This is a genomic window from Methylobacterium sp. Leaf125 (assembly GCF_001423085.1).
Classification (GTDB): domain Bacteria; phylum Pseudomonadota; class Alphaproteobacteria; order Rhizobiales; family Beijerinckiaceae; genus Methylobacterium.
Genome location: NZ_LMNU01000001.1, coordinates 1,097,963 through 1,117,197 on the forward strand (window position 1 = coordinate 1,097,963; position 19,235 = coordinate 1,117,197).

20 protein-coding genes and 2 pseudogenes are annotated in these 19,235 nt (G+C 64.6%); 11 read left to right on the forward strand and 11 right to left on the reverse strand.

The features are described 5' to 3' along the window. Positions 1-8 precede the first annotated feature (8 nt). Positions 9-1,499, reverse strand: a complete 1,491-nt coding sequence (locus ASF58_RS05045; protein WP_082512823.1) for an amidase — start codon at positions 1,497-1,499, stop codon at positions 9-11. Between the two features lie 778 nt (positions 1,500-2,277). Here ASF58_RS05045 and ASF58_RS05055 point away from each other — a divergent pair. Continuing rightward, positions 2,278-2,556, forward strand: a complete 279-nt coding sequence (locus tag ASF58_RS05055; protein ID WP_055948012.1) for a hypothetical protein — start codon at positions 2,278-2,280, stop codon at positions 2,554-2,556. Positions 2,557-2,609: 53 nt separating this feature from the next. Then, positions 2,610-2,828, forward strand: coding sequence for a hypothetical protein (locus tag ASF58_RS05060; protein ID WP_055948015.1), 219 nt, complete (start codon positions 2,610-2,612; stop codon positions 2,826-2,828). A gap of 233 nt (positions 2,829-3,061) precedes the next feature. On the opposite strand, the gene ASF58_RS05065 is transcribed toward ASF58_RS05060, so the two are convergent. Continuing rightward, positions 3,062-3,349, reverse strand: coding sequence for a DUF4113 domain-containing protein (locus tag ASF58_RS05065; protein WP_055948018.1), 288 nt, complete (start codon positions 3,347-3,349; stop codon positions 3,062-3,064). A gap of 246 nt (positions 3,350-3,595) precedes the next feature. Between ASF58_RS05065 and ASF58_RS05070 the strand changes: the two genes are divergently transcribed. Next, a complete protein-coding gene (locus ASF58_RS05070) occupies positions 3,596-4,222 on the forward strand; it encodes a DUF4142 domain-containing protein (protein WP_244477183.1) in 627 nt (208 codons plus the stop codon). A 173-nt stretch (positions 4,223-4,395) separates the two neighbouring features. Here the strand turns inward: ASF58_RS05070 and ASF58_RS25585 are convergent, their stop codons facing one another. Next, the gene (locus ASF58_RS25585; protein WP_156375523.1) at positions 4,396-4,737 is read right to left on the reverse strand and encodes a hypothetical protein; all 342 of its coding nucleotides are present in this window, start codon (positions 4,735-4,737) and stop codon (positions 4,396-4,398) included. Positions 4,738-5,529: 792 nt separating this feature from the next. Between ASF58_RS25585 and ASF58_RS25590 the strand changes: the two genes are divergently transcribed. Then, on the forward strand, positions 5,530-5,700 hold the full coding sequence (locus ASF58_RS25590) for a hypothetical protein (protein ID WP_156375524.1): 171 nt from the start codon (positions 5,530-5,532) through the stop codon (positions 5,698-5,700). Positions 5,701-6,206: 506 nt separating this feature from the next. Here the strand turns inward: ASF58_RS25590 and ASF58_RS05080 are convergent. Together ASF58_RS05080 and ASF58_RS05085 are read right to left on the reverse strand one after the other, a co-directional pair. After that, positions 6,207-7,937 carry a sensor domain-containing diguanylate cyclase gene (locus tag ASF58_RS05080; RefSeq protein ID WP_055948023.1) on the reverse strand — a complete coding sequence of 577 codons (1,731 nt, stop codon included), beginning with the start codon at positions 7,935-7,937 and terminating at the stop codon, positions 6,207-6,209. A gap of 408 nt (positions 7,938-8,345) precedes the next feature. Then, on the reverse strand, positions 8,346-8,792 hold the full coding sequence (locus tag ASF58_RS05085; RefSeq protein WP_055948026.1) for a helix-turn-helix domain-containing protein: 447 nt from the start codon (positions 8,790-8,792) through the stop codon (positions 8,346-8,348). A gap of 102 nt (positions 8,793-8,894) precedes the next feature. Between ASF58_RS05085 and ASF58_RS05090 the strand changes: the two genes are divergently transcribed. Together ASF58_RS05090 and ASF58_RS05095 are read left to right on the forward strand one after the other, a co-directional pair. Further along, positions 8,895-9,644: an SDR family oxidoreductase gene (locus ASF58_RS05090; protein ID WP_055948029.1), complete on the forward strand. Its 750-nt coding sequence runs from the start codon at positions 8,895-8,897 to the stop codon at positions 9,642-9,644. Further along, positions 9,631-9,841: pseudogene (locus ASF58_RS05095) on the forward strand (4-oxalocrotonate tautomerase). The gene ASF58_RS05090 and the pseudogene ASF58_RS05095 overlap by 14 nt, the downstream one beginning before the upstream one ends. Positions 9,842-10,097: 256 nt before the next feature. Here the strand turns inward: ASF58_RS05095 and ASF58_RS05100 are convergent. Together ASF58_RS05100 and ASF58_RS05105 are read right to left on the reverse strand one after the other, a co-directional pair. Continuing rightward, positions 10,098-10,697 carry a cysteine hydrolase family protein gene (locus ASF58_RS05100; protein ID WP_055948032.1) on the reverse strand — a complete coding sequence of 200 codons (600 nt, stop codon included), beginning with the start codon at positions 10,695-10,697 and terminating at the stop codon, positions 10,098-10,100. 167 nt (positions 10,698-10,864) lie between these two features. Continuing rightward, on the reverse strand, positions 10,865-11,737 hold the full coding sequence (locus ASF58_RS05105; protein WP_348271566.1) for a DMT family transporter: 873 nt from the start codon (positions 11,735-11,737) through the stop codon (positions 10,865-10,867). A gap of 407 nt (positions 11,738-12,144) precedes the next feature. Here ASF58_RS05105 and ASF58_RS05110 point away from each other — a divergent pair, with 407 nt between their 5' ends. The 3 genes and pseudogenes from ASF58_RS05110 to ASF58_RS26965 form a co-directional block, all read left to right on the forward strand. Further along, positions 12,145-13,281 carry an FAD-binding domain-containing protein gene (locus tag ASF58_RS05110; protein ID WP_244477184.1) on the forward strand — a complete coding sequence of 379 codons (1,137 nt, stop codon included), beginning with the start codon at positions 12,145-12,147 and terminating at the stop codon, positions 13,279-13,281. 327 nt (positions 13,282-13,608) lie between these two features. Beyond that, the coding region (locus ASF58_RS26960; RefSeq protein WP_244477185.1) for an MCP four helix bundle domain-containing protein at positions 13,609-14,423 on the forward strand (815 nt) is incomplete at its 3' end. 1 nt (position 14,424) lies between these two features. After that, a pseudogene (locus ASF58_RS26965) lies at positions 14,425-15,337 on the forward strand (methyl-accepting chemotaxis protein); the annotation flags it as partial. Positions 15,338-15,524: 187 nt separating this feature from the next. Here ASF58_RS26965 and ASF58_RS25595 read toward each other — a convergent pair. From ASF58_RS25595 to ASF58_RS25600, 4 genes are all read right to left on the reverse strand, one after another. Further along, positions 15,525-15,821: a hypothetical protein gene (locus ASF58_RS25595; protein WP_156375525.1), complete on the reverse strand. Its 297-nt coding sequence runs from the start codon at positions 15,819-15,821 to the stop codon at positions 15,525-15,527. Between the two features lie 203 nt (positions 15,822-16,024). After that, complete coding sequence (locus ASF58_RS05120; protein WP_055948038.1) at positions 16,025-16,270, reverse strand: hypothetical protein; 246 nt, start codon at positions 16,268-16,270, stop codon at positions 16,025-16,027. 167 nt (positions 16,271-16,437) lie between these two features. Further along, the gene (locus tag ASF58_RS05125; protein WP_055948041.1) at positions 16,438-16,683 is read right to left on the reverse strand and encodes a hypothetical protein; all 246 of its coding nucleotides are present in this window, start codon (positions 16,681-16,683) and stop codon (positions 16,438-16,440) included. A gap of 135 nt (positions 16,684-16,818) precedes the next feature. Beyond that, entirely contained in the window at positions 16,819-17,097 is a 279-nt protein-coding gene (locus ASF58_RS25600; RefSeq protein ID WP_156375526.1) for a hypothetical protein, read from the reverse strand. A 510-nt stretch (positions 17,098-17,607) separates the two neighbouring features. Here ASF58_RS25600 and ASF58_RS05130 point away from each other — a divergent pair. Both ASF58_RS05130 and ASF58_RS05135 read left to right on the forward strand, forming a co-directional pair. After that, on the forward strand, positions 17,608-17,787 hold the full coding sequence (locus ASF58_RS05130; protein ID WP_055948044.1) for a hypothetical protein: 180 nt from the start codon (positions 17,608-17,610) through the stop codon (positions 17,785-17,787). 404 nt (positions 17,788-18,191) lie between these two features. Beyond that, positions 18,192-19,214 carry a helix-turn-helix domain-containing protein gene (locus ASF58_RS05135; protein WP_055948046.1) on the forward strand — a complete coding sequence of 341 codons (1,023 nt, stop codon included), beginning with the start codon at positions 18,192-18,194 and terminating at the stop codon, positions 19,212-19,214. Positions 19,215-19,235 lie beyond the last annotated feature (21 nt).

Here is a 19,235-nt window from a genome sequence, read left to right on the forward strand (position 1 = left end):
GGCGATTCTCAGATCGTCGGGGCCGTCCACCCGCCGAACTTCTCTTCCAGGCATCGTACCAGGGCGAGCGCAATATCCTCGCGCCACGGCCGCGCGGCTATCTGGACACCGATCGGCATGCCCTCGGGGGAGGTTCCGATGCGAACGGTGGCCGTGGGCCAGCCTGTCAGATTGTGCATCTGCGCATAGCCGACTCCTGTCTGCAGCGTGGGATCGAAGCTCTTTCCATGGTGCGGCGCGACGTAAGGCAGCACCGGAGACAGCAGGGCGTCGTATCCGCGCATGAAGCCCATCATGGTGTTGCGGTAAGCATCCCACCGCGTGAACGCGGCCAAGGCGTCCGTAGTGCTGGCCATTGCAGGGGCCGAGCGCGATGAGAGCGATTGCTCGAAGAGCGGTGAGATCTGTTCGGTCCCGACGGACTTCAGGAACGCGCGCACCCCGGCGCCCCCATCACCACGGGTCATGTCGTAGTAGATCGTTGCGGCGCGGTCGGCCTCAGGTGGGCGGCGCTCCTCGACTCTTACGCCCAAGTTCGCGAGTGCATCAGCAGCGGCGCGCACCGCGGCGGCGATTTCCGGCGTCGGCGCAAGAGTCCCGTCATTGTCAAAGTAGGCGAGGCGAAGCTTCGGCACAGCCACAGTGCGGCTGTCGAGCAATGGCATATCGATGATGGTGTAGTCTTGGAAATCCGAACCCGCGATGATCGGCAGCGCGAGGGCGAGGTCATCGACCTTCCGGGCGATCAGACTGACATGGAAAACCGAATTCCGGGCACCCATAGGTCGAGGGAACTGCCCGGTCCGCGGAACACGACCCGATGTGGGCTTCAAGGCCGCCAAGCCGCAGTAATGTGCCGGCACGCGGATGCTGCCTCCGGCGTCCGTACCGAGCCCGAGCGGCGAACCTCCCGCCGCGACGATAGCCGCCTCGCCGCCGCTGCTTCCGCCCGGCGTCCGTGTAAGGTCGTACGGATTGTTGGTCCGCCCATAGATCAGATTGTCAGTCTCGAGCGCGCCAGCCAGCTCCGGCACATTGGTCTTGCCCAGGAGAATTGCGCCGGCAGCGCGAAGGCGAGCAACGGACGTTGCATCCGTCTTCGGCACGTAGTGCGTTCGGCCGAGCGTTCCGCCCGTGCAGATGACGCCCTCCGTCTCCAAGGTGTCCTTGATCGTTATCGGAACGCCGTGGAGAGGACCCTTTGATTCGCCGCGGGCGAGCGCAGCATCAGCTTCGTCTGCTTGCCGACGGGCAGAATCAGCAGTGAGCTGGACGATGGCGTTCAGCTTGGGGTTGATGCGCTCAATACGGCCCAGGTACGCCTCGACCACCTCGCGAGAACTTAGCCGCTTGGAGCGAATGGCCTGGGCAAGTTCGCCCGCGGAGGTCGCAGTTGTCGAACTGGAGGCGCCTGCAGATTTTGCGGGACCAAACGCGGCGACAGCACCGGTGGCCGCCATTCCGCTGAGAACCGAACGGCGTGCAATCCGATTGGACATCCAACTCACCTTCGATGGTCGCTCTGAGCGCAGTTGCCAGCAGCTACGCCATTCGTTTCCGCGCCGGTTCTTCGAAGGGCAGGTTCTTCGAAGGGCAGGTTCTTCGGATACCTTACGGCGTCGGACGGCTTCCCGAGCAAGCCTTGCACCATCCGAGACGATGGTCGGCACGCGGGGAGTGCGACGGATTGTGACTGCTCTGGTGGAGCCGGTCGGGACACGGAACGAGAAGACAGGGCGCCTGAGAGTGGCGCGGCTCGCGCAGTTGGCCGAGCAGAAAGGGTAAGCCGAGAGATGTCCGACGACTCCCGTAAGCTCGAGATCCTCGTGGGCCTGTACGAACTCGCAATCAGTCGGCTGTTCGAAACGGTCCCGGAGGGAGGCGAAGCCAAGCGACTCTTCGTCGAGGACGTCCGGCAGCTCCTGGGCAGCACGAACGAGGTTCAGCCGCACTCACCGGCCGCTCAGACGTACGAAGCGCTCCTCCGGCGCCTTGGGGCGGCTCCCCCCGATGCTGCTGGTGGTTTGGGCGTTGTGCCAACGCCTGAGCGGGGCCTTCCCGTATCCGGCTCGGGCGAGTAGGCACGCGTCGTTCCCATCGAGCGCCATGGCGATCGGGTTCAGGGGGGACTGTAAGCGTCCACCAGTCAGGCATTTTCAGAAGTGCTTTTCGAGCCACACCCTGCGCACAACGATCGACGTTACGGACAAGCTGCCACACTCCGCGCAAAGGCCTCCCGCATGCCTCCGTCATCGAGACCAGCGTAGGAGAGCCGCTATGAGCAACAAAGGGCAGTCCAATGGCGCTGAGGTCGTCCAGTTCCCTCCACGGGTGGCGCTCACCAGTCCAGACGCGGACATCGCCTCGATGATCGAGGTGCTTCAGGACCAGCTTGCCTTGGCTCGCGAAGGTAAGCTGCGCTCGGTGGCCGTCGTCTCGGTTTCTGCAGACGGCGAGGCCGTTGGTACGCAGTGGTCGTGCAAGGGCGCTGACGTCACGAGTCTGATCGGCAAGCTGACGGTGCTGACGCATGACCTCATGGCAGCTCGGAAGTAGCGACAACACATGCCCCCGCGGCTCCAGCCAATGGGGATCGGAAGGCTGAACACATGGCGACGTCATTCAAGGGCCTCTACCTGTGCCTGCCGAAGCAGGCGCAGCCGACGCGCATCCGTGCGGAGGATGGCGAGCATGGCCAACTCACGCTGTCACGGGAGGATTACGAGGCTCGTGGTGGCCAGCCGCCTTGGCAGAGTCTGCCCTGGGAAGGCGGAGAGGCACTTGCACCCGACGCCACCGGCAAGGACATTCCGGACACCAGCATGTGAATGGTAGCCCCTGCGGATCGGACGACCGGCCCAGCGGCGCGATGCCACTGATGCCCGTCGCACCACCCGCGCGCTCAAGCGTGCTATCCGGCAGCATGCCTCGTTGGTTCTTTCTCCTCTTCGCCATCGCACTCGGCTTGTCCGTTATGGGCGGTGTGCTGATCTTTCTGCGGTCGCCGACGCCGGTCGAGCAGCCTTCGAACTAAGCCGTCGTGGGCAGGCAGCCGTTGCGATCAAGCGCGCGCTGTTGGCAGCGCACCGACCTGCGTGGTGTAGCGCGGGCGGCGCATCTCGAACTTCGTCGACCAAGTCCGTTTCTCGGTGAGCCCACCCCGGGCGGGCACGACGGCACCCCGACCGAAGCATGCGGTGCAGGCGTCCAGAGCCTCCATCAGCGGTGCGCCGCGCTCCCGGTCGAGCTGACCGATCAAGGCTCGTGGCGCGTCCGCGAGGCGTGTCGGGTCGGTCGTGAGCGAATCGACACGCCTCGCGGACGCGCGCGACGGCGAGCGGACTCGCATCAACGACAGTTCCGGGGAGCGCAGGTTTCGCCTAAAGGACGAGGCGTAGGCGGCCAGCCGGCGCGCGGCGTGGCGCTGAGAAGACGCTGCCCTGACGCCGGTGCGCTACGCGGACGCATTCAACTCCTGCGGGTACAAATCCGGAAACACTGACGGCCTGGGCTCGGTTGGCGCGGTATCAGGAGGATCTCACGAGCGTCTTCGTTCGCGAGAGCCTTGTGCCAACCAACTACACGAGGAAATCTCATGCGTCGTCTCACCCTCAGCGCTGTCGCGCTGGCCTTTACCATGCCTTGCATCGCGCTTCCGGCCGCCGCTCAGAACGCGTCAGGCTCAGCATCCGAGCAGAACCCGTCGAGTTCGGCATCCGAGAAGACGGGCAACAAGGCTGCGGCGATGGGCGAGGCGGAAGCCAAGCACGCCGCCGACACCACGACCGTCGGTCTCCTGGCTCTCCAGACCAGCCAGATCGCCCTCAAGAAAGCGCAGAACCCGAAGGTGAAGGAGTTTGCGCAGCTGGAGGTCGCCGAGCAGGAGACGATCGCTGACGTGCTGAAGTCGATGCGCGATCAGAGCACGCCAGCCAGCGGGCAGGTGAAGGCTCCGACCGCCGACACTGTCCAGTCGAACCTCGACGCCAAAGGAAAGGCGATGGTCGAGAAGCTTCAGAAGGCCGACGCCGGACCCGCCTTCGATCGTGAGTACGTGCAGAGTCAGATCGAGGGGCATCAGCAGTTGCTCGAGATCCAGGAGGCCTACCTGAAGACCGGCAAGGATCGCGAGAACCTCAACGTGACGAAGCTGATGCGTGGCCAGATCAAGGAGCATCAGATGCTCCTTCAGGATATGCACAAGCAACTCGGCCGTAGCTGATTTGAGTCGATCGTCACCCTCTCCTCGCAAGGGGGTGACGAGCTCAGGTCGATAGACTGTCGTTCTCCGAACCTATCAAAGTCGGTCCAGATGCCTCCAACGAGTGGCCACGTTCTCAGAGCATGACATACCGTATCATATTCTACGATGCTCACGGTGAGATCGGCTCACGCTTAGAACCGAGCGACCTGGAAGCGGCCAAAGCGCATGCTGAGGAGGGCTTGACCCTGCATCATGCCGCGTCCGTCCGGATCGTTGACGGCAACGATGACGAGGTCTGGGTCAAGCAGGCCGCGGGACGCGCAGGTGGCGTCCCTCAGGTTTGAGGGACGCCTTGAGGTTCTAGTAGAAGCCGCGGCGGCCATAACCGCGATCATGTCCATAGCCGTGACCGCGCCCTCGACCATAACCGAAGTGACGGCCGCCGAAGCGCGGCCCGAAGTGATGACCGCCACCGTAGCCGCGGCGCCCATATCCATCCCCGTAACCGCGGCGCCCGTATCCTCCGCCGCCATAGCCATATCCGTATTGGACGTTTCCTACAGCAGTCGCAGTTTCCGGCATCGTTGTAACACCAAGCGGTGTTGCCGAAACCGGGGCCGATGCCAGGAACAGACTGGCAGCCATCAGGCCAGCACCAAGCGTGAGTGTCTTGAACATAGGGTTTCTCCCTGCGGATCCGCTTATCCGAGCAGCTCGCTCCGGAGACCTACCAGCCTCAATCTGAACGACGCCCGCGTCGGCAGCATCTCTGCAATCAGCCTACGAACCAACATGCCCCGAGCATCACGGCCGCCCTGGCAGCGGCCATGCCAAGCAGGGTCACGCGACTGACCTGATCGACCTTGTCGATGGTGTCGCCGGTTCGATGTTCCCCACTCACGGATGCGCTCTCCAGGCCGGCCTGTTCGCTTCCTCATTCACGACGCCGTTCGTGGTCGGGATCGTGCCTGTTCCGCGCTAGACGCGCGCGGTCATGCCTGTCTCCTTTCCGCCCAGGAGGGGAACGGTCGAGGAGCGGTCGAGGTCGGTGAACGGAGGTGCGGCGAGATACCCATGCCCCTCGTCACTCAGAGAGGCGATGCATACGTCCCGAGGGCACTTGGAGAGGAACGAGCGGCGTGAACGTGTTTGCCGAACCTTTTGAGGATCACACAATCGGCTCTGCGGAATGGAGGTCTGCTCTCTTTGCGGAAGCGGTTCGCCACACGGCTCATCTCGCCGGTCCCATCAAGGTAAGTGCTCTGCAAGAGCACCTCCTGGCGTTCACTGGTGGAACGGAGGAAGAATGTAGGGGCGAGATCCTCATGACGCTCTGCCTGCTGATCCACAGCGGCCTCTACACGGCCAACACCTACAATCGTGCTACGATGACCCTCATCCTGAGCGAGGCAACGACCTTCACGGCCTCGCACGTCCTCACCATGCACATGCACGGAGAGCACGAGGCCGGCGAGGAGGATGAGGAAGAGGCGTAAGGTTCGCACCCAAGCTTGCCACTGATCCCGGTGTTCGAAACTCCTTCCGTGTGAGGCACGCCCATGAAGGCGACCTGATGACGGGACGTGTCGCCTTGATGATGAGCCGATTTGAGGAAGTCAAAGCCCCGTGCCGGTGAGGGCTGCAGGGCTTCGGACATCGACAATTGGTCAGCGTTCCCGCGGCCTGACAGCCCTAAACCGACGGCGGTTCGTCCTCACCGCGCACGATGCGACGACCGAGGCCGATGGACTTCGCCAGCTTCGAGCGGCGGGCTGCATATTTCGCGGCAACGTTCGGGCATGCTCCACCGAGCCACATCGCAACGGCAGCAAACGTGCCGAAGGTGTGGTCGACCTTACTGAACGGGTGTGGCCGCCTCTGCGGTGGCGGATCGTCGAGCGGCGCAGCAGGACAATCGGACGTCGGACCATCGAGGACAGGTACGGCTCGAAGCGCGGAACGAAGGCCACCTGCTGGCGAACCGCGCGAGACCAACCAGCTGCTACGCCGCCACTTGCAACGCAGAGGCAGCCGACGTCTCAAACGACCGGACGCAGTTGCGGCCACCTGATTTCGCAGCGTAGAGCGCGCGATCGGCCCGCTCGATCGTGCGATCGATGTCCTCGTCGGATGTCTCCGCCTCGGCCATGCCGATGCTGATCGTTGCCTTGAAGCACGAGCCCCCCGGCTCGAACACCGTGTCAGCGACCGTCTGGCGGATGCGTTCGGCGAACACCGCAGCTCCGGCCAGGTCGGTTTCACGAAGCAGAACCACGAATTCCTCGCCGCCGAACCGGGCGACCTTATCCGTCGTCCGGATCGCTTCGCTGATGATCCGGCCAACCTGGCGGATGACTTCGTCGCCTGCGGCGTGGCCATGAAGGTCGTTGACGCGCTTGAAGTGATCGATGTCGATCATCAGGACGCAGATCGCCCGGCGGTAGCGCTTGAAGTAGCTCATGGCGTCCTTGGCCAAGGGCATGAACGCACGCCGGTTCAGGAGGCCTGTAAGGGCGTCCGTGTCGGCCAGGACCTGCATGGCATGGAGATCGGCTCCGAGGCGTCTCACGCGGTCTTCAGCGACGTGCACCGCGCTCGACGCCTCAGCCTCGATGTGACGGGCATCCGCCTCGGCGGTGCCGATGCGCCGGAGCAGAGAGCGGACAGAAGCCGACAGTTGCAGAACCTCGGGCGAGCCATGCACGCGGTCGGTCATCCGCGCATTCGGTTCACGACCCACGCGGTCGACAGCTTCTGTCAGTTGCGACAGAGGCCGGCTCAACCGTGCCGCCACCGACCGTATCCCCAGCATCCCAACCAGGGCAGCACCAAGCCCGAGCAGGGTGATGAGGACGGCCAGATGATTGGCCCCTGCGAGCGCTGTATCGATGGGCTGCAGAGCGACGACGATCCAGCCCAGCCCCGCATAGTCGCCCCGTCCGCGGGTCGACGTCGTCGATGCTACCTGATTGCCTTGCGGGCGGAGAGCAAAAAAGGATCCGGCGGCAAGTTCGTCAGCCGTGAAGGGGCTTGCGCCGAGGTCCGGCCCAAGGAGAACACGACCTGCTCGATCAAGGACGATGATGTCCTCCTTCAGGTCTGCTCTTCGGGACGACAGCACCTCACGCCGGACGACATCGGCCCAGCGCCAGCTGAGGTGAACGCCGAGAACGCCGATGATCTGACCGGATGCATCCCTGACCGGTGCAGCCAGATCCACGAACCGGAAGGGGGTTCCATCCGCATGCGGCTTGAGCAGTGACTGCAGCATGGACGCCGCATGCACGTCCTCGACAGCCGCGTGTTTGATGCCGTTCTGAAACCAGGGTCGTTGTGCGACATTCGCCCCTTCGAGAACACCGCCCGTGGCCGCGCGCACGCGCCCATCGCGATCCGCGAACCCAACCCAGGCGTAGTCCGGGAGTGTTCCCTGCATACGGTCGAGGACCTTGCGAAGGCTGCCGGTATTCTCGAGCCAATGCGGCTGCAGCGCCTCGAGAGCTGCGACGTTGCGAATTTCGCGTAACCGTTCGGCCATATCTTGATCGAGCCGGTCGGCCACCGAGCGCGCCACCTGTAGAAGGTTGCTCTGGGCCATCTCCGTCGCTTGCCTGCTCGCCAGGAGAGCCGAGCCTACCGCGGTCACTCCGATCACGGCGAGAGCAATCGCACCAGCGAGCAGGCTGATCTGGCGCCTCAACAAAATCCCGTCAGCAAACTGCGTGAACGTCATGACTTATCCTCGATGGCGAGGATCATCCCTTATATCGGATGGCATCACATGAAGTTTATAAGTTAACGACCTGTGAACGAGCTGGAAAAATATATGTAAGTTACTTGAGAGTTACAATTGCTATTCAGAAATTTATTCAGTTCTGAGCGCGAATAAATCACTTAGAAAAATACAGTCTTTCGGGTTGCGGGACTGCAGCTGCTCAAGGTGCTCTTCGGTCAGTCTGCGTCGTAACGGAGAGGTATTGAAGCGAGAATTACTGCTCCGCCGGCTTACGTATCAATGCACAGGATGGGGCGCTGCCAAGCAGGCCAAGCAGCTAACTCTGACGGGTTCTGGCGCAGCCGAACGTCTGTTCTCGCAGGGTAACCCTGTGACGGCGCACTGCTGACAGCGGTCCCATGATCTTCAAGACCCTTCGGCGCAGGCGGACACGTCATGCGCTTCGCCCGCCGCAAACGCTCGACGTGCGCGCTCGATCTCGCCGTGATGCGTCTCCGCCCAGATCCACACACCGCAGAACGCCGCTCCCAAACTTTGCCCCAGCGGCGTCAGCGTATAATCCACATGCGGCGGAATCACTGGATGCACCGTCCGACGCACCAGACCATCTCGCTCCATTTGCCGGACTGTTTGCGTCAACATCTTCTGGCTGATCCGTCCCACCGCCTTGCCGAGTTGGGTGAACCGTAGCGTGCCGTGCTCGTCCAAGGCTTCAAGGATGAGCATGGTCCACTTGTCGGCCACCTTGGCGATGATGTCGTTGACCAGAGCTTCAATCACCGGATCGATCTCGTTTGGGATCGGCTCACGCCGCTGCACCTCAATCCTGGGGTCAGGGGCAGCTCTACGCATCCGACACTCTCCTTTTGGTAAGTACCAATCTTTTCGGTGCCTACTTCAGTGTGGAGAGTGTGGTCCATACTCTCCGAGGCGACAACAACGAAGGTCGCCGTCATGAAAATCTCAGGCAACACCATCCTCATCACCGGAGGCGGCTCCGGAATCGGTGAGGCTCTCGCGCATCGTTTCCACGATTTAGGCAACACCGTCATCGTCGTCGGTCGCCGAGTGCAGGCACTGGAACGGGTCACCACCGGCCGGCCGCGCATGCACGCGATGCCGCTCGACATCGCGGATGCCAGAGACATCGCCGCGTTCGCGAAGCGGATCGTGGCCGAGCACCCGACCTTGAACGTGGTGATCAACAACGCCGGGATCATGCGCTTCGAGGCGTTGGATCAAGCTCGCGACCTCTCTGATGCCGAGGCAACGATCACCACGAACCTGCTCGGCCCGATCCGGCTGACGGATGCCCTGATCGAACATCTGCTCGGTCAATCTGATGCGGCGCTGATCAATGTGTCCTCTGGACTGGCATTCGTTCCCCTGACGGCGACACCCACCTACGCGGCAACGAAGGCCGCCATTCACAGCTACACGGTGTCCCTGCGAGAGGCTCTGAAGGGTAGGATCGAAGTGATCGAACTGGTGCCCCCGGCGGTACAAACCGATCTGACGCCGGGCCAAGCCACCCGCGAGGGCTATCTGCCGCTGGCCGACTTCATCGACGAGGTCATGGCGCTCTTCCAGCAGCAGCCCACGCCGCGTGAGATCCTCGTGCAGCGCGTCGCCTTTCTGCGTAACGCCGAGGCCGAGCACCGCTTCGACCACGCCGTCATGAGCCTGAACGATGCCGTTCGCTAACATCGAAGTTCCCGAGGTGGCGCTCAGCCGCGCGGACGGAGGAGATCGTCCATCGCGTGACGAACCTGTTCGCGGACGATTTCAGCGAAGGCGTTCGAGGACCCACCCTGGTGTTGATCGCGAAGGTCAAGGACGGCGGCTACGCCCGGGCCAATGAGGTGTTCGACAGGCCGCATGCCTATCGGTCGAAGGACTGACCGTGTCTGGGCCGCCCAGGAGAGCGGCGGCCCAGACATCTGGCGTTACCGGAAGTTGCTGCAAGAACCGCGGAGCAGGCGGTAAGTCTGCGGCCTTGATCAGCCATGACGGAGCAAAGGGCGAAATCTCTTGACTGCTTCCGAGGACGGCAGGTCAGCTTCCACGATTTATTTGGCGGAAAACCGTCTTGTGGGTTTCGGTCTAACGAGGACTTCCACCGGAGCTTCAATGCCACGTCCGTGTATCGAGCGACCCTCAATCAGGGAGATCGGTCTGCTTGCCTGCGACCACGGCGAACAGGTCCGTGAGTGCGGCCAGGCTCGCCGCCTGAAGCTGCGCGGCTCGAACAACCGAACCATCAGGAGCAGGCAGGTCGCGTGTTGCCGTCGTCGAGGCAACGACTGTGGGTCGAAACCCGAGGCTGAAGGCGCCGCGCGCCGTTGAGTTGATGCACATGTGCGTCATGAAGCCTGCCAGGACGACGTCCTTCACCCCCGCCGCTTCCAACTGCGCCTGGAGATCGGTCCCGACGAACGCGTTCGGATAGGCCTTGGTGATCACCGCCTCGCGGCCCTGAGGGGCTACCTCGGCGCTGATCTGACCGATGGGTGCCGTGATGTCGTAAGGCGAGCCCAGCCCGGCATCGTGCTGAATGTGAATGATCGGGATACCCGCGCCCCGCGCCCGCGCGAGCAGGGCAGCGGCTTCCCGAAGAGCGGGCTCGACACCTTCGAGGCGCATCACGCCTCGTCGATAGGTCTCCTGCAAGTCGATCATCACGAGGGCCGAGTCCTTGAGGGACGGGGGCTCCGTGCTGAGACCGGAGAGCCTGCGTAGGGTCGCGAGATCTGACATCGTGCTTCTCCTTCGGCACCACTCGACTTTTGGCGTGCCATCCAAGCGTGCTGCGGACATTACCACCCGCAGATCCGAAGGCATCTGGCCGGAAAGTCGGGTGTGCTCACCTCGGCACGCTGGATTTTGTTTCTCGCATCGACCTGCCCGATCTGAGGGGAAGGTGATTACGCGGCCCGCCGACGAGTTCCGAGGCGTTCCGCGATGAAGATCCCACCGAGGACGAGTACGAGTGCAGCGGCATTGTCGAGGCGAAACGGCTCCCCAACCAGCATCACGGCCAATAGGGCGCCGAACACCGGCAGGAGGTTCACGAAGACGCCTGCTCGGTTCGGGCCGATCATCTCCACCCCGCGTAGGAAGCAGAGTTGGGAGACGAGAGATGGACCAAGTCCGACATAGACGACGATGGCCCAGCCCTCGCGGGTCGGCCAGACGAGATGACCGCTGATCCACTCTGCAGCCGCGAGCGGCAGGGACGTCAGGAAAGCGGCGACTGCCATCGCCGTGAAGAACGTGAGGCCTGAAACCGCCGGTCTCGCCCGTAGGGCTACGGTGTAGCCGGCGTAGAACAGGCAGGCGACGAACATGAACAGGTCGCCTCGGTTGAAAGCCAGGGTTCGCAGGATCTCCCAATCGCCGTGGGTTGCGGCTACGGCGACCCCCAGCAGCGTGACCAGCACGCCCACGGCTTGCATCGGCCTCACGGGGGTCCGGTAAGCAAGGAAGCTGCAGAGCAGCACGATGACGGGGATCGCCCCTTGGATCATCGCCAGATTGGTGGCGCTCGTATGGGTCCCGGCCACGTAGAACAGTGCGTTGAAGGCAGTGTAGCCGCAGGCGCCCATCATGACGACGAAGCGCCAACGCGGCAGGAGGAGGCGCCACTCGCGAGATACGGGACGAGATGCGAGCGGCACCAGGGCGATACACGCAACCAGCCAGCGTAGGCTGGTCAGGGCAAAGGGTGACACCTGACCGACCGCCCACTTGCCCGCGACTGCGTTGCCGGCCCAGATCAGCGCGGTGAACGTCAGCAACGCGTAAGCGACGTTCGTAGACGCGGTGTCAGGGCTGTGGGGAACGGTCGAAGGAGTTTCGCCTGAAGACATGGACGCTTCTAGCACGCCTCCAATGAGAACCGGGATCTCTGACTCTGCCCACTTCACGACGAGAAGGAAGGTCACCGTATCGGGCGTCATTAAGTCGGAACCGTCTGTCCGCTCTACGACCGGGTTGGGTGGTTTCCGGCAGGTCTGCTTTGCAGCTCTTGGCCGCGAATAACGCCGTCATGCGTACAGGCCAAAGGTCTGGATCCGAGCGGCCGCCGCGGGTCGGGCGGTAAGGCGCCGGGGCGCGGCGGGCTTGGGGCTCGGCTCGAGCAGCCCTCTGGGGCAGGGGAAATGGGTCGCATCCGCTGGTTCGCCCAGGCTCCTAGGTAAGCGGCATGGACCGCAGCTTTCCCATGACCCGCGCCGCCGGGCTCGATCGCCTCTCCGAATTCCTCGCTGGCGCCGGCGCCTCCTACGCCGCCGACCGCAACACCGATCGGGGGACTGAGCACGCACCGACGACTTCGGCGCTCTCACCCTATCTGCGTCGTCGCCTCATCACCGAGGCCGAGGTCGTAGCCGCGGCCGACCGCGCTTTCGGTGACGGCGGCGCGGAGAAGTTTGTGTCGGAGGTCTTCTGGCGGACCTACTTCAAGGGTCACTTGGAGACCCACCCCTCCGCCTGGACGGAGGCACTCGCGTTGGCCGCCGCGGGCCACGAGCGCCTCGCCGCCGAGGCCGGCCTGCGCCGGACCTACGAGGCGGCCATCGCGGGGCGCACCGGGATCGAGGGCTTCGACGATTGGGCCCGGGATCTCGTCGAGACCGGGTGGCTCCACAACCACGCCCGAATGTGGTTCGCCTCGATCTGGATCTTCACCCTGCAGCTGCCCTGGGCACTCGGGGCGGACTTCTTCATGCGCCATCTCCTCGATGGTGATCCGGCGAGCAACACGCTGTCGTGGCGCTGGGTGGCGGGCCTGCACACCCGGGGCAAGCACTACGTCGCCCGGGCGGAGAACATTCGCCGGTATACCGAGGGCCGTTACGATCCCGCCGGTCTCGACGAATACCCGGACGCGCTCGACGAGCCGATGCCGCCGCGCGAGCGCCCCCTGTCCCCGGCCGATACCCCGCCGTCGGGGCAGGCTGCACTGCTCCTGCATCTCGACGACCTGCACCCGGAGAGTTTGCCCCTGGGCGGCGCGACCGTCATGCGCGTCGGCGGGCTGATCGCCCATGCGGATGGGGCGTCCGACCGCGTCAGGTCCGCGGACAGGGTCGCGATGGCCGATGCCCTGGCCCGGGCCGGAGCGTATTTCGGGTGCCCGGCCGGCCCGGTCGAGGCCGGATGGGCGGGCGACCTGCCGGTCCTAACGGCCTGGGCCCCCGTCGGACCATCGGCGACGCTCCTGCCGGACGGCTGCCGGCGCGTACGCCGGGCCTGGGACGAGGCGGCCTGGCCGCGATCCACCCGTGGGTACTCACGCCTGCGCTCTGCTATCCCGGCGGTGCTGGCAGGCTGCCCCTGATGCCCCTTCGCCTGCCGACGGGGCCTGCGCATCGAACGGCATGAACAATGAAAGGCATGAACAATCCGATCCGGCGACGGCAGCGCCTCGGGCCCCGGGGCCGCTCCGGTCTCATGGCTCTCTGACGCGCGCACGCAGTTCGCCGACGCGACGTATCCGCGAGACACGCTTCAGCACACCGAAGCAATCGTGCGACTTCGAACGCTCGATTGGTCAGGCCGCCATCTCGTATTTTGCGATCACAGGAGGCGCCTGCTTAACACTTTTCCGTGACGATGCTCCTCCAGCTGCTTTCGACTTTTCGCTTCGCAGCTTTGGGAGCTCATCGTGTCGTTCCGAAATCTTTCCATCCGCGCCAAGCTTGTTGCGGCTTTCTCCATCCTGACACTGCTGGCCATCGGATTGGGTTTGCTGGGCGTGTTCGGCACGCAGCGCATGCGGGAGCAGGCCCTCAACATCGAGACGAACTGGCTGCCGAGCATGCGCGTGCTGGGTGAGATCGATACGCTCACCGCACGGACCAGCGCCCTCGTTCTGCGCCACACGCAGGCCACCGACCCCGCGCTCGTTGCCAGCATCGAGAAAGACATGGAGCGCTTCGGCAAGAAGCTCGACGAGAAGAAGGCCACCTACGAGCCCATGATCGGCTCTCCTGAGGAGCGGGCGCTCTACGAGACCTTCACGCGTGAGGCCCGGAATTTCGAAGGCGTGCGCGGGTCCATTCTCGAGCTCTCGCGTGCCGGTGAGAAAGCTCAGGCCTATGCCCTTTACGAGAGCAAGGGCATCATCCCGCGCCGTGCGGCCTCCGTGGCCCTCGACAAGCTCGTTGCCATGAACAACGAGGGCGCCACGGCCGCTCAGGCCGAGAGCAAGGCCGTCTTCGAAACCACCCGCACCTGGGGGGTTATCGCCATCTCGTTCTGCGTTCTCCTCTCCACCGTCTCTGCGACCCTGATCGTGCGCGGCGTCACGCGCGGCATCGGCGCGGTGGTCCAGCCCATGCAGGCGCTGGCCGGCGGCGACCTCTCGGTGACCATCCCGCACCAGGGCGCCCGGACCGAGATCGGCACCATCGCGGACGCCGTTCAGGTGTTCAAGGACGGCCTGATCCGGATGCGGGCGCTGGAGGAGGAGACGGTGCTNCCAGGGCGCCCGGACCGAGATCGGCACCATCGCGGACGCCGTTCAGGTGTTCAAGGACGGCCTGATCCGGATGCGGGCGCTGGAGGAGGAGACGGTGCTAGCGCGGGCCGGGGCCGAGGCGCAGCGCAAGGCGGCGATGCGGGCGATGGCCGACAGCTTCGAGGGCGCGGTGGGCGGCATCATCAGCATGGTGACGAGCTCGGCCACCGAGCTGCAGGCCACCGCCCAGAGCATGGCCGGCACCGCCACCCAGACCGCCAACCAGACGACCAGCGTCGCGGCCGCGGCGGAAGAGGCCGCTTCCAACGTCAACACCGTGGCGGCCGCCGCCGAGGAGCTCGGCTCCTCGGTGCAGGAGATCGGCCGTCAGGTCAGCACCTCCGCGACCATGGCACACGGCGCCGTCCAGGAAGCCGCCGAGACCGCCGAACTCGTACAGCAGCTCAACACGGCGGTGGCGCGCATCGGCGACGTGGTGACGGCGCGGGCCGGCGAGGCGGGCCGGGGCTTCGCGGTGGTGGCCGCCGAGGTCAAGGAACTGGCCAACCAGACGGCGCGGGCCACGCAGGAGATCGGCGGGCACATCAGCCAGATCCAGGGTTCGACCGCGCGTGCTGTCTCGGCGATCGGCAGCATCGCGGCGCGCATTCAGGACATCAGCGGCGTCGCCACCTCGATCTCGGCGGCGGTGGAGGAGCAGGGAGCGGCCACCCAGGAGATCGTGCGCAACGTGGCGCAGGCGGCGATGGGCACCAGCGAAGTCACGAGCAACATCTCGGGCGTCGCAGGTGCCGCCGAGGAGACCGGCGCGGCCGCCAGCCAGGTGCTGGGCGCCGCCTCGGAGCTCTCGCGCCAGTCCGAGCACCTCAGCACCGAGGTAGACCGCTTCCTGGCCACGGTTCGGGCGGCCTGAGACGCGCATGTGAAGGCGGGGCGGCCTCGCGCTGCCTCGCCTCGGCGCACACCCGGCGACCAAGCGCGCAGGATCGAGAAGCCTGTGCCGCCGGGCGGTCGCTGACTGGTGCGGTGCCTGCTGCGTGGGGGTGACACGACAAGCCCGGCACGCCACGACGACGCCCAGGCCCCATAGGCAGGCCGGATCAGGCGAGGTCGTTCTGCTCCTCTGGATCCTCCGGCAGACGCTCGGCCGGATCGACGGTGTCCTGCGCGCGGCGACCTTCGATGCCGGATTCCTTCGGATTGGCCTCGCCCTTCGGCTCAGAGCCTTCTGAACTGCTCCCGCCATTCCTGGTGAGCACCCGATCCATGGGGACGTCCAGCGGATCTTGCGGATTTTCAGGCATCATTTCCTCCAGGGTCTTTGTTCGAGACCAACGGATGAAGACGATGAACGTTCGAGCGCCCTGCGCCGGCCATGTGCGCGAAGGCGGCGTCACGGAACAAAAACCCGCCGCGGCCGGAGCCGGGCGGGTGAAGGTGGAGTCCTCGGGTAAGGACAAACGCCGGCCAGAACCATTCTGGCGGCTCGCTGCATCGCTTGCAGGATCCGTGCAACACCACGATGACCGGGCGGACTTTCTTCCGGATTGCCCACGGGCGCGGTGTGGAACGCCGATCCGGCCTGCATGCGGTGCGCCGGTCAGCATACCCCCGTCTGGTGATCCTCGGTGAGCGTCAAGCACGCGCGGTAAGCGGTCTCTCCGTCCTCATCCCGGACGATGGCGGTGAAGGTGCGATCGTCTCCGTCCAAGCCGCACTCTCCGGCGACCTCGTACAGGGCACGGACGGCCAGACAGCGACCGGCTTGAAGGTCCGGGAGAACACTGCCCTCCTCGTCCGCGACGAAATCTTGTCCCGCTGCAACGTCGACGAAGTACCGCGGCATCCGCTTGCTCCGAGTCGTTTCAGATGACTCGTGAATGCCCGGTGCGGCGTTTTGTTCGGTCGGCTTCCCATGCCTCGCGCCGACTTTCAACGAAAAACCCGCCTCAGACTGCGCTGGGGCGGGGTAACCGGCTGTGTACAGATCGTAATTTGCCATGCACTCGGATGCTATGCGAGCGGTGTGCTACTTCGCGCGGATAGGGTGATCTTGGCGCAGTATGACTCTTCACCTTGCTCATCTCGCACGGTGGCAATAAACGTCTGGTTCTCTCCTGTCGGAAGATCCTCTTTGATCATGTCGCTGAGGGATTGAAGGGCAACCTGCCGGCCCGACTCTCTGTCTGGCAAGATGGTCCCAACCTCATCCTCGATAAAATGGGTGCCCTCTGCGACGTCGATGAAATACTTCGGCATTCACCCGCTCCAGTTGACCCAGGCTGTTGAAATGCCTGCCGAGCCGCCAAGTTCATCACGTTTCGGTCAAGCTGCGGTTACGGTTAACGTTTCGTGGAGAACGCCCCGAAGCGGCTGCGCTCGGCATGCACGGATTCAGCCGTCCTGGGCGGGACGATCTCGGCCAGACGACGCCGGTCGTGTTGCAGGCTCTGACCCTGGCGAACCGAAACGCCGGACGAGTCCACGATTGCTCCAGAGATCGGTGCGGATGTTGCTGCCGCGTGCGGTGACGATCAGGATCGCCTCTGCGTCGCTGTCGGCGAGAAAATCCCTGACATGGATGATGCGGCCGTCGGTGTGCCGCGTGATGGCGCGATACAAGCGCGCCGGATCAAATCGCGTCTTGCTCCTCTCGCCGCCCTTATCTCGCAAGCGCTTCTCTCCCTGATCGTTTCGCGCGGTCGGGGCGCGGTACGGTCGACGGAGGTCGAAAGTTTCAGGGGCGCAGAAAAAACCCGCCACGGATTGCGCCGGGCGGGGGAAGTCGGTCTCGCGCTTGGGAGGAAGCGTGGGGGCTTCCCTACGCCGATCGCTGCGGGGCGTCATGGTTACGGTTGCGGGGCTGGTATGCAAAGCGCCGCAACACCCAATGGCACCTCCCGGCGGGCCGTGCGTGGATCGACCCCCACCCTGGTTCGCGCGATGATCATCGGCTCTGCACCGATGGCTGGGCCAGACAGCGCATCGTCCCCGGAAGACGAGGCCCGGGCGGTTGGCGCGGTGCGGCGCTGAGCGCTTGGCCGCCCATCGAACCCGTGGTGTGGCGAATGAGTGATTGCGGCCAAGCTTTGTTGTGGCCAGGGTCCCGCGCCGTCCGCCCCGTGTCGGGCGACCGTGATGTGAGGTGCCGTGACAAGCGATAAGCCGTGCACTGCCGATGCGATGCTCGTTCTCGAACTCGCAACGGAGAACGCCCTGTTGCGGGCGCAGCTCGCGGAGGCGCAGGACCAGTGCGTCGAGCTGGCGGTCGACGCCGGCGATCTGCATGCCGAGATCGAGGCGCTGCGTGCGGAGCTGGAGACCCTGCGGGCCAGCGCCGCCAAGTGGCAGCGCGTGGCGTAGCGGAAGCGTGAGGGCGTAGGGCGGGGAGCCCCGGAACCTCTTCCTGCTCGAACGCGCAGGCCTGTGTTCTTCCCGCTTGTGGCGTGCCCGGGTCGCGGGAGCCCACTGAAGGCGTCGTAGCGCGGTGCCGCCGAGGTTCAATCTGACGCAAGCCAGGGCCAACCCGGTCTGGGCACCTGCTGGAGCCGAGGTACGGTTCGATGGCCGCAGTAAGCCTTGGACGAGGCCGTGCTCTTTCGACTCCCAATGCTCGGATTGCTCGTGTGCCAAACCTTGGTCGGCAACTCGTACGGGATTGGACAAAGTCCCGTCATTCCCAAGGGATGCGAGCGCGAAGGCGTGACTGTTCGGCTACGCTCTCTTAGGGCTGGAACACCTCGAAGATCCTCGGTTTTGCGGACCGCATGACCATCGTTCCGACCCTGAACTTCAACACCGACCATCTCTCTCCGGCTCACGCCTTTGCGGCATGGCGGGATCTGATGGCGCCGATCATTCGGGTCGAGCAGTGCGAGGGGGCCGGGCCACCGCGCGGCAATCTCTCCTGCACGATGCTCGGCGACATCCTCGCCAGCCGGATGGTCTTCACCCCGCAACACATGATCCGGGACCGCCGGCACGCAGCGGTGACGCCGGATCACCTGACCTTCATGCTCTACGTCTCGGGAGGGCTGACAGGCGAGATCGCAGGCTGCGCGGTGATGCAGCAGCGGAACAGGGTGATGGCGGCCGATATGGGCCGAGAACTCGATGCGCGCGGGGCTCGGTCCAGCGCGATCGGGCTGACCGTCCCTCGCCGGCTCCTGGCTGATGTCGATCTGAGGCGCATTCCGATGTTCTTCGATCAGGAGCGCAACAGATTGCTGCTCGCGCGCCTTCACGCGCTGTATCGCCATCTTCCCGCGACACGAATCGCCGACGCCGATGAGGTCGCGGCCGAGCTGACCGGGTTCGTGCGTCGCTTGCTCGACGGCTCCTCTGCCTCGGACGTTCTGCAAGGGAGCGAGCTCGACGCAGGGGTCGTGGAAATGGCTGAGCGGCTGATCGATCTGCATCTCCCCTCATCCAGGCTCTCACCCGAATGGCTTGCCGAACGCCTGGGGACGTCACGGACGTCGCTGTATCGGGCCTTCGAGCGGACTGGCGGGGTCATGCGCCTCGTTTGGGAGAAGCGGTTGGAGGCGATCCGGACGGCGCTCGCGGATCCGCTCGAAACCCGCTCGATCACCCGCCTGGCGAGCGAGTATGGGTTCAAGACTTTGGCGCATCTCAGCCGTGAATTCCGGAACCGCTACGGCGTGGCGCCTCGCGAGTGGCGCCACGCCCGGATTGATCGGTCCGCTCTGACGTTCGAAAAATCACCTGCGATGGCGCACGATTGGTACGAGCGACTTGGTCAGCGGTCAGGCCCACGACGAATCGCATGACCAAGGATCCTTCGAAGGCCG

What these genes read in the sequence shown, in the direction of transcription:
- ASF58_RS05045 (WP_082512823.1), bottom strand. Translation starts at nt 1,499, where the DNA reads ATGTCCAATCGGATTGCACGCCGTTCGGTTCTCAGCGGAATGGCGGCC.
- ASF58_RS05055 (WP_055948012.1), top strand. Translation starts at nt 2,278, where the DNA reads ATGAGCAACAAAGGGCAGTCCAATGGCGCTGAGGTCGTCCAGTTCCCT.
- ASF58_RS05060 (WP_055948015.1), top strand. Translation starts at nt 2,610, where the DNA reads ATGGCGACGTCATTCAAGGGCCTCTACCTGTGCCTGCCGAAGCAGGCG.
- ASF58_RS05065 (WP_055948018.1), bottom strand. Translation starts at nt 3,349, where the DNA reads ATGCGAGTCCGCTCGCCGTCGCGCGCGTCCGCGAGGCGTGTCGATTCG.
- ASF58_RS05070 (WP_244477183.1), top strand. Translation starts at nt 3,596, where the DNA reads ATGCGTCGTCTCACCCTCAGCGCTGTCGCGCTGGCCTTTACCATGCCT.
- ASF58_RS25585 (WP_156375523.1), bottom strand. Translation starts at nt 4,737, where the DNA reads ATGGCGGCGGAGGATACGGGCGCCGCGGTTACGGGGATGGATATGGGC.
- ASF58_RS25590 (WP_156375524.1), top strand. Translation starts at nt 5,530, where the DNA reads ATGACGCTCTGCCTGCTGATCCACAGCGGCCTCTACACGGCCAACACC.
- ASF58_RS05080 (WP_055948023.1), bottom strand. Translation starts at nt 7,937, where the DNA reads ATGACGTTCACGCAGTTTGCTGACGGGATTTTGTTGAGGCGCCAGATC.
- ASF58_RS05085 (WP_055948026.1), bottom strand. Translation starts at nt 8,792, where the DNA reads ATGCGTAGAGCTGCCCCTGACCCCAGGATTGAGGTGCAGCGGCGTGAG.
- ASF58_RS05090 (WP_055948029.1), top strand. Translation starts at nt 8,895, where the DNA reads ATGAAAATCTCAGGCAACACCATCCTCATCACCGGAGGCGGCTCCGGA.
- ASF58_RS05100 (WP_055948032.1), bottom strand. Translation starts at nt 10,697, where the DNA reads ATGTCAGATCTCGCGACCCTACGCAGGCTCTCCGGTCTCAGCACGGAG.
- ASF58_RS05110 (WP_244477184.1), top strand. Translation starts at nt 12,145, where the DNA reads ATGGACCGCAGCTTTCCCATGACCCGCGCCGCCGGGCTCGATCGCCTC.
- ASF58_RS05120 (WP_055948038.1), bottom strand. Translation starts at nt 16,270, where the DNA reads ATGCCGCGGTACTTCGTCGACGTTGCAGCGGGACAAGATTTCGTCGCG.
- ASF58_RS05125 (WP_055948041.1), bottom strand. Translation starts at nt 16,683, where the DNA reads ATGCCGAAGTATTTCATCGACGTCGCAGAGGGCACCCATTTTATCGAG.
- ASF58_RS05130 (WP_055948044.1), top strand. Translation starts at nt 17,608, where the DNA reads ATGCTCGTTCTCGAACTCGCAACGGAGAACGCCCTGTTGCGGGCGCAG.
- ASF58_RS05135 (WP_055948046.1), top strand. Translation starts at nt 18,192, where the DNA reads ATGACCATCGTTCCGACCCTGAACTTCAACACCGACCATCTCTCTCCG.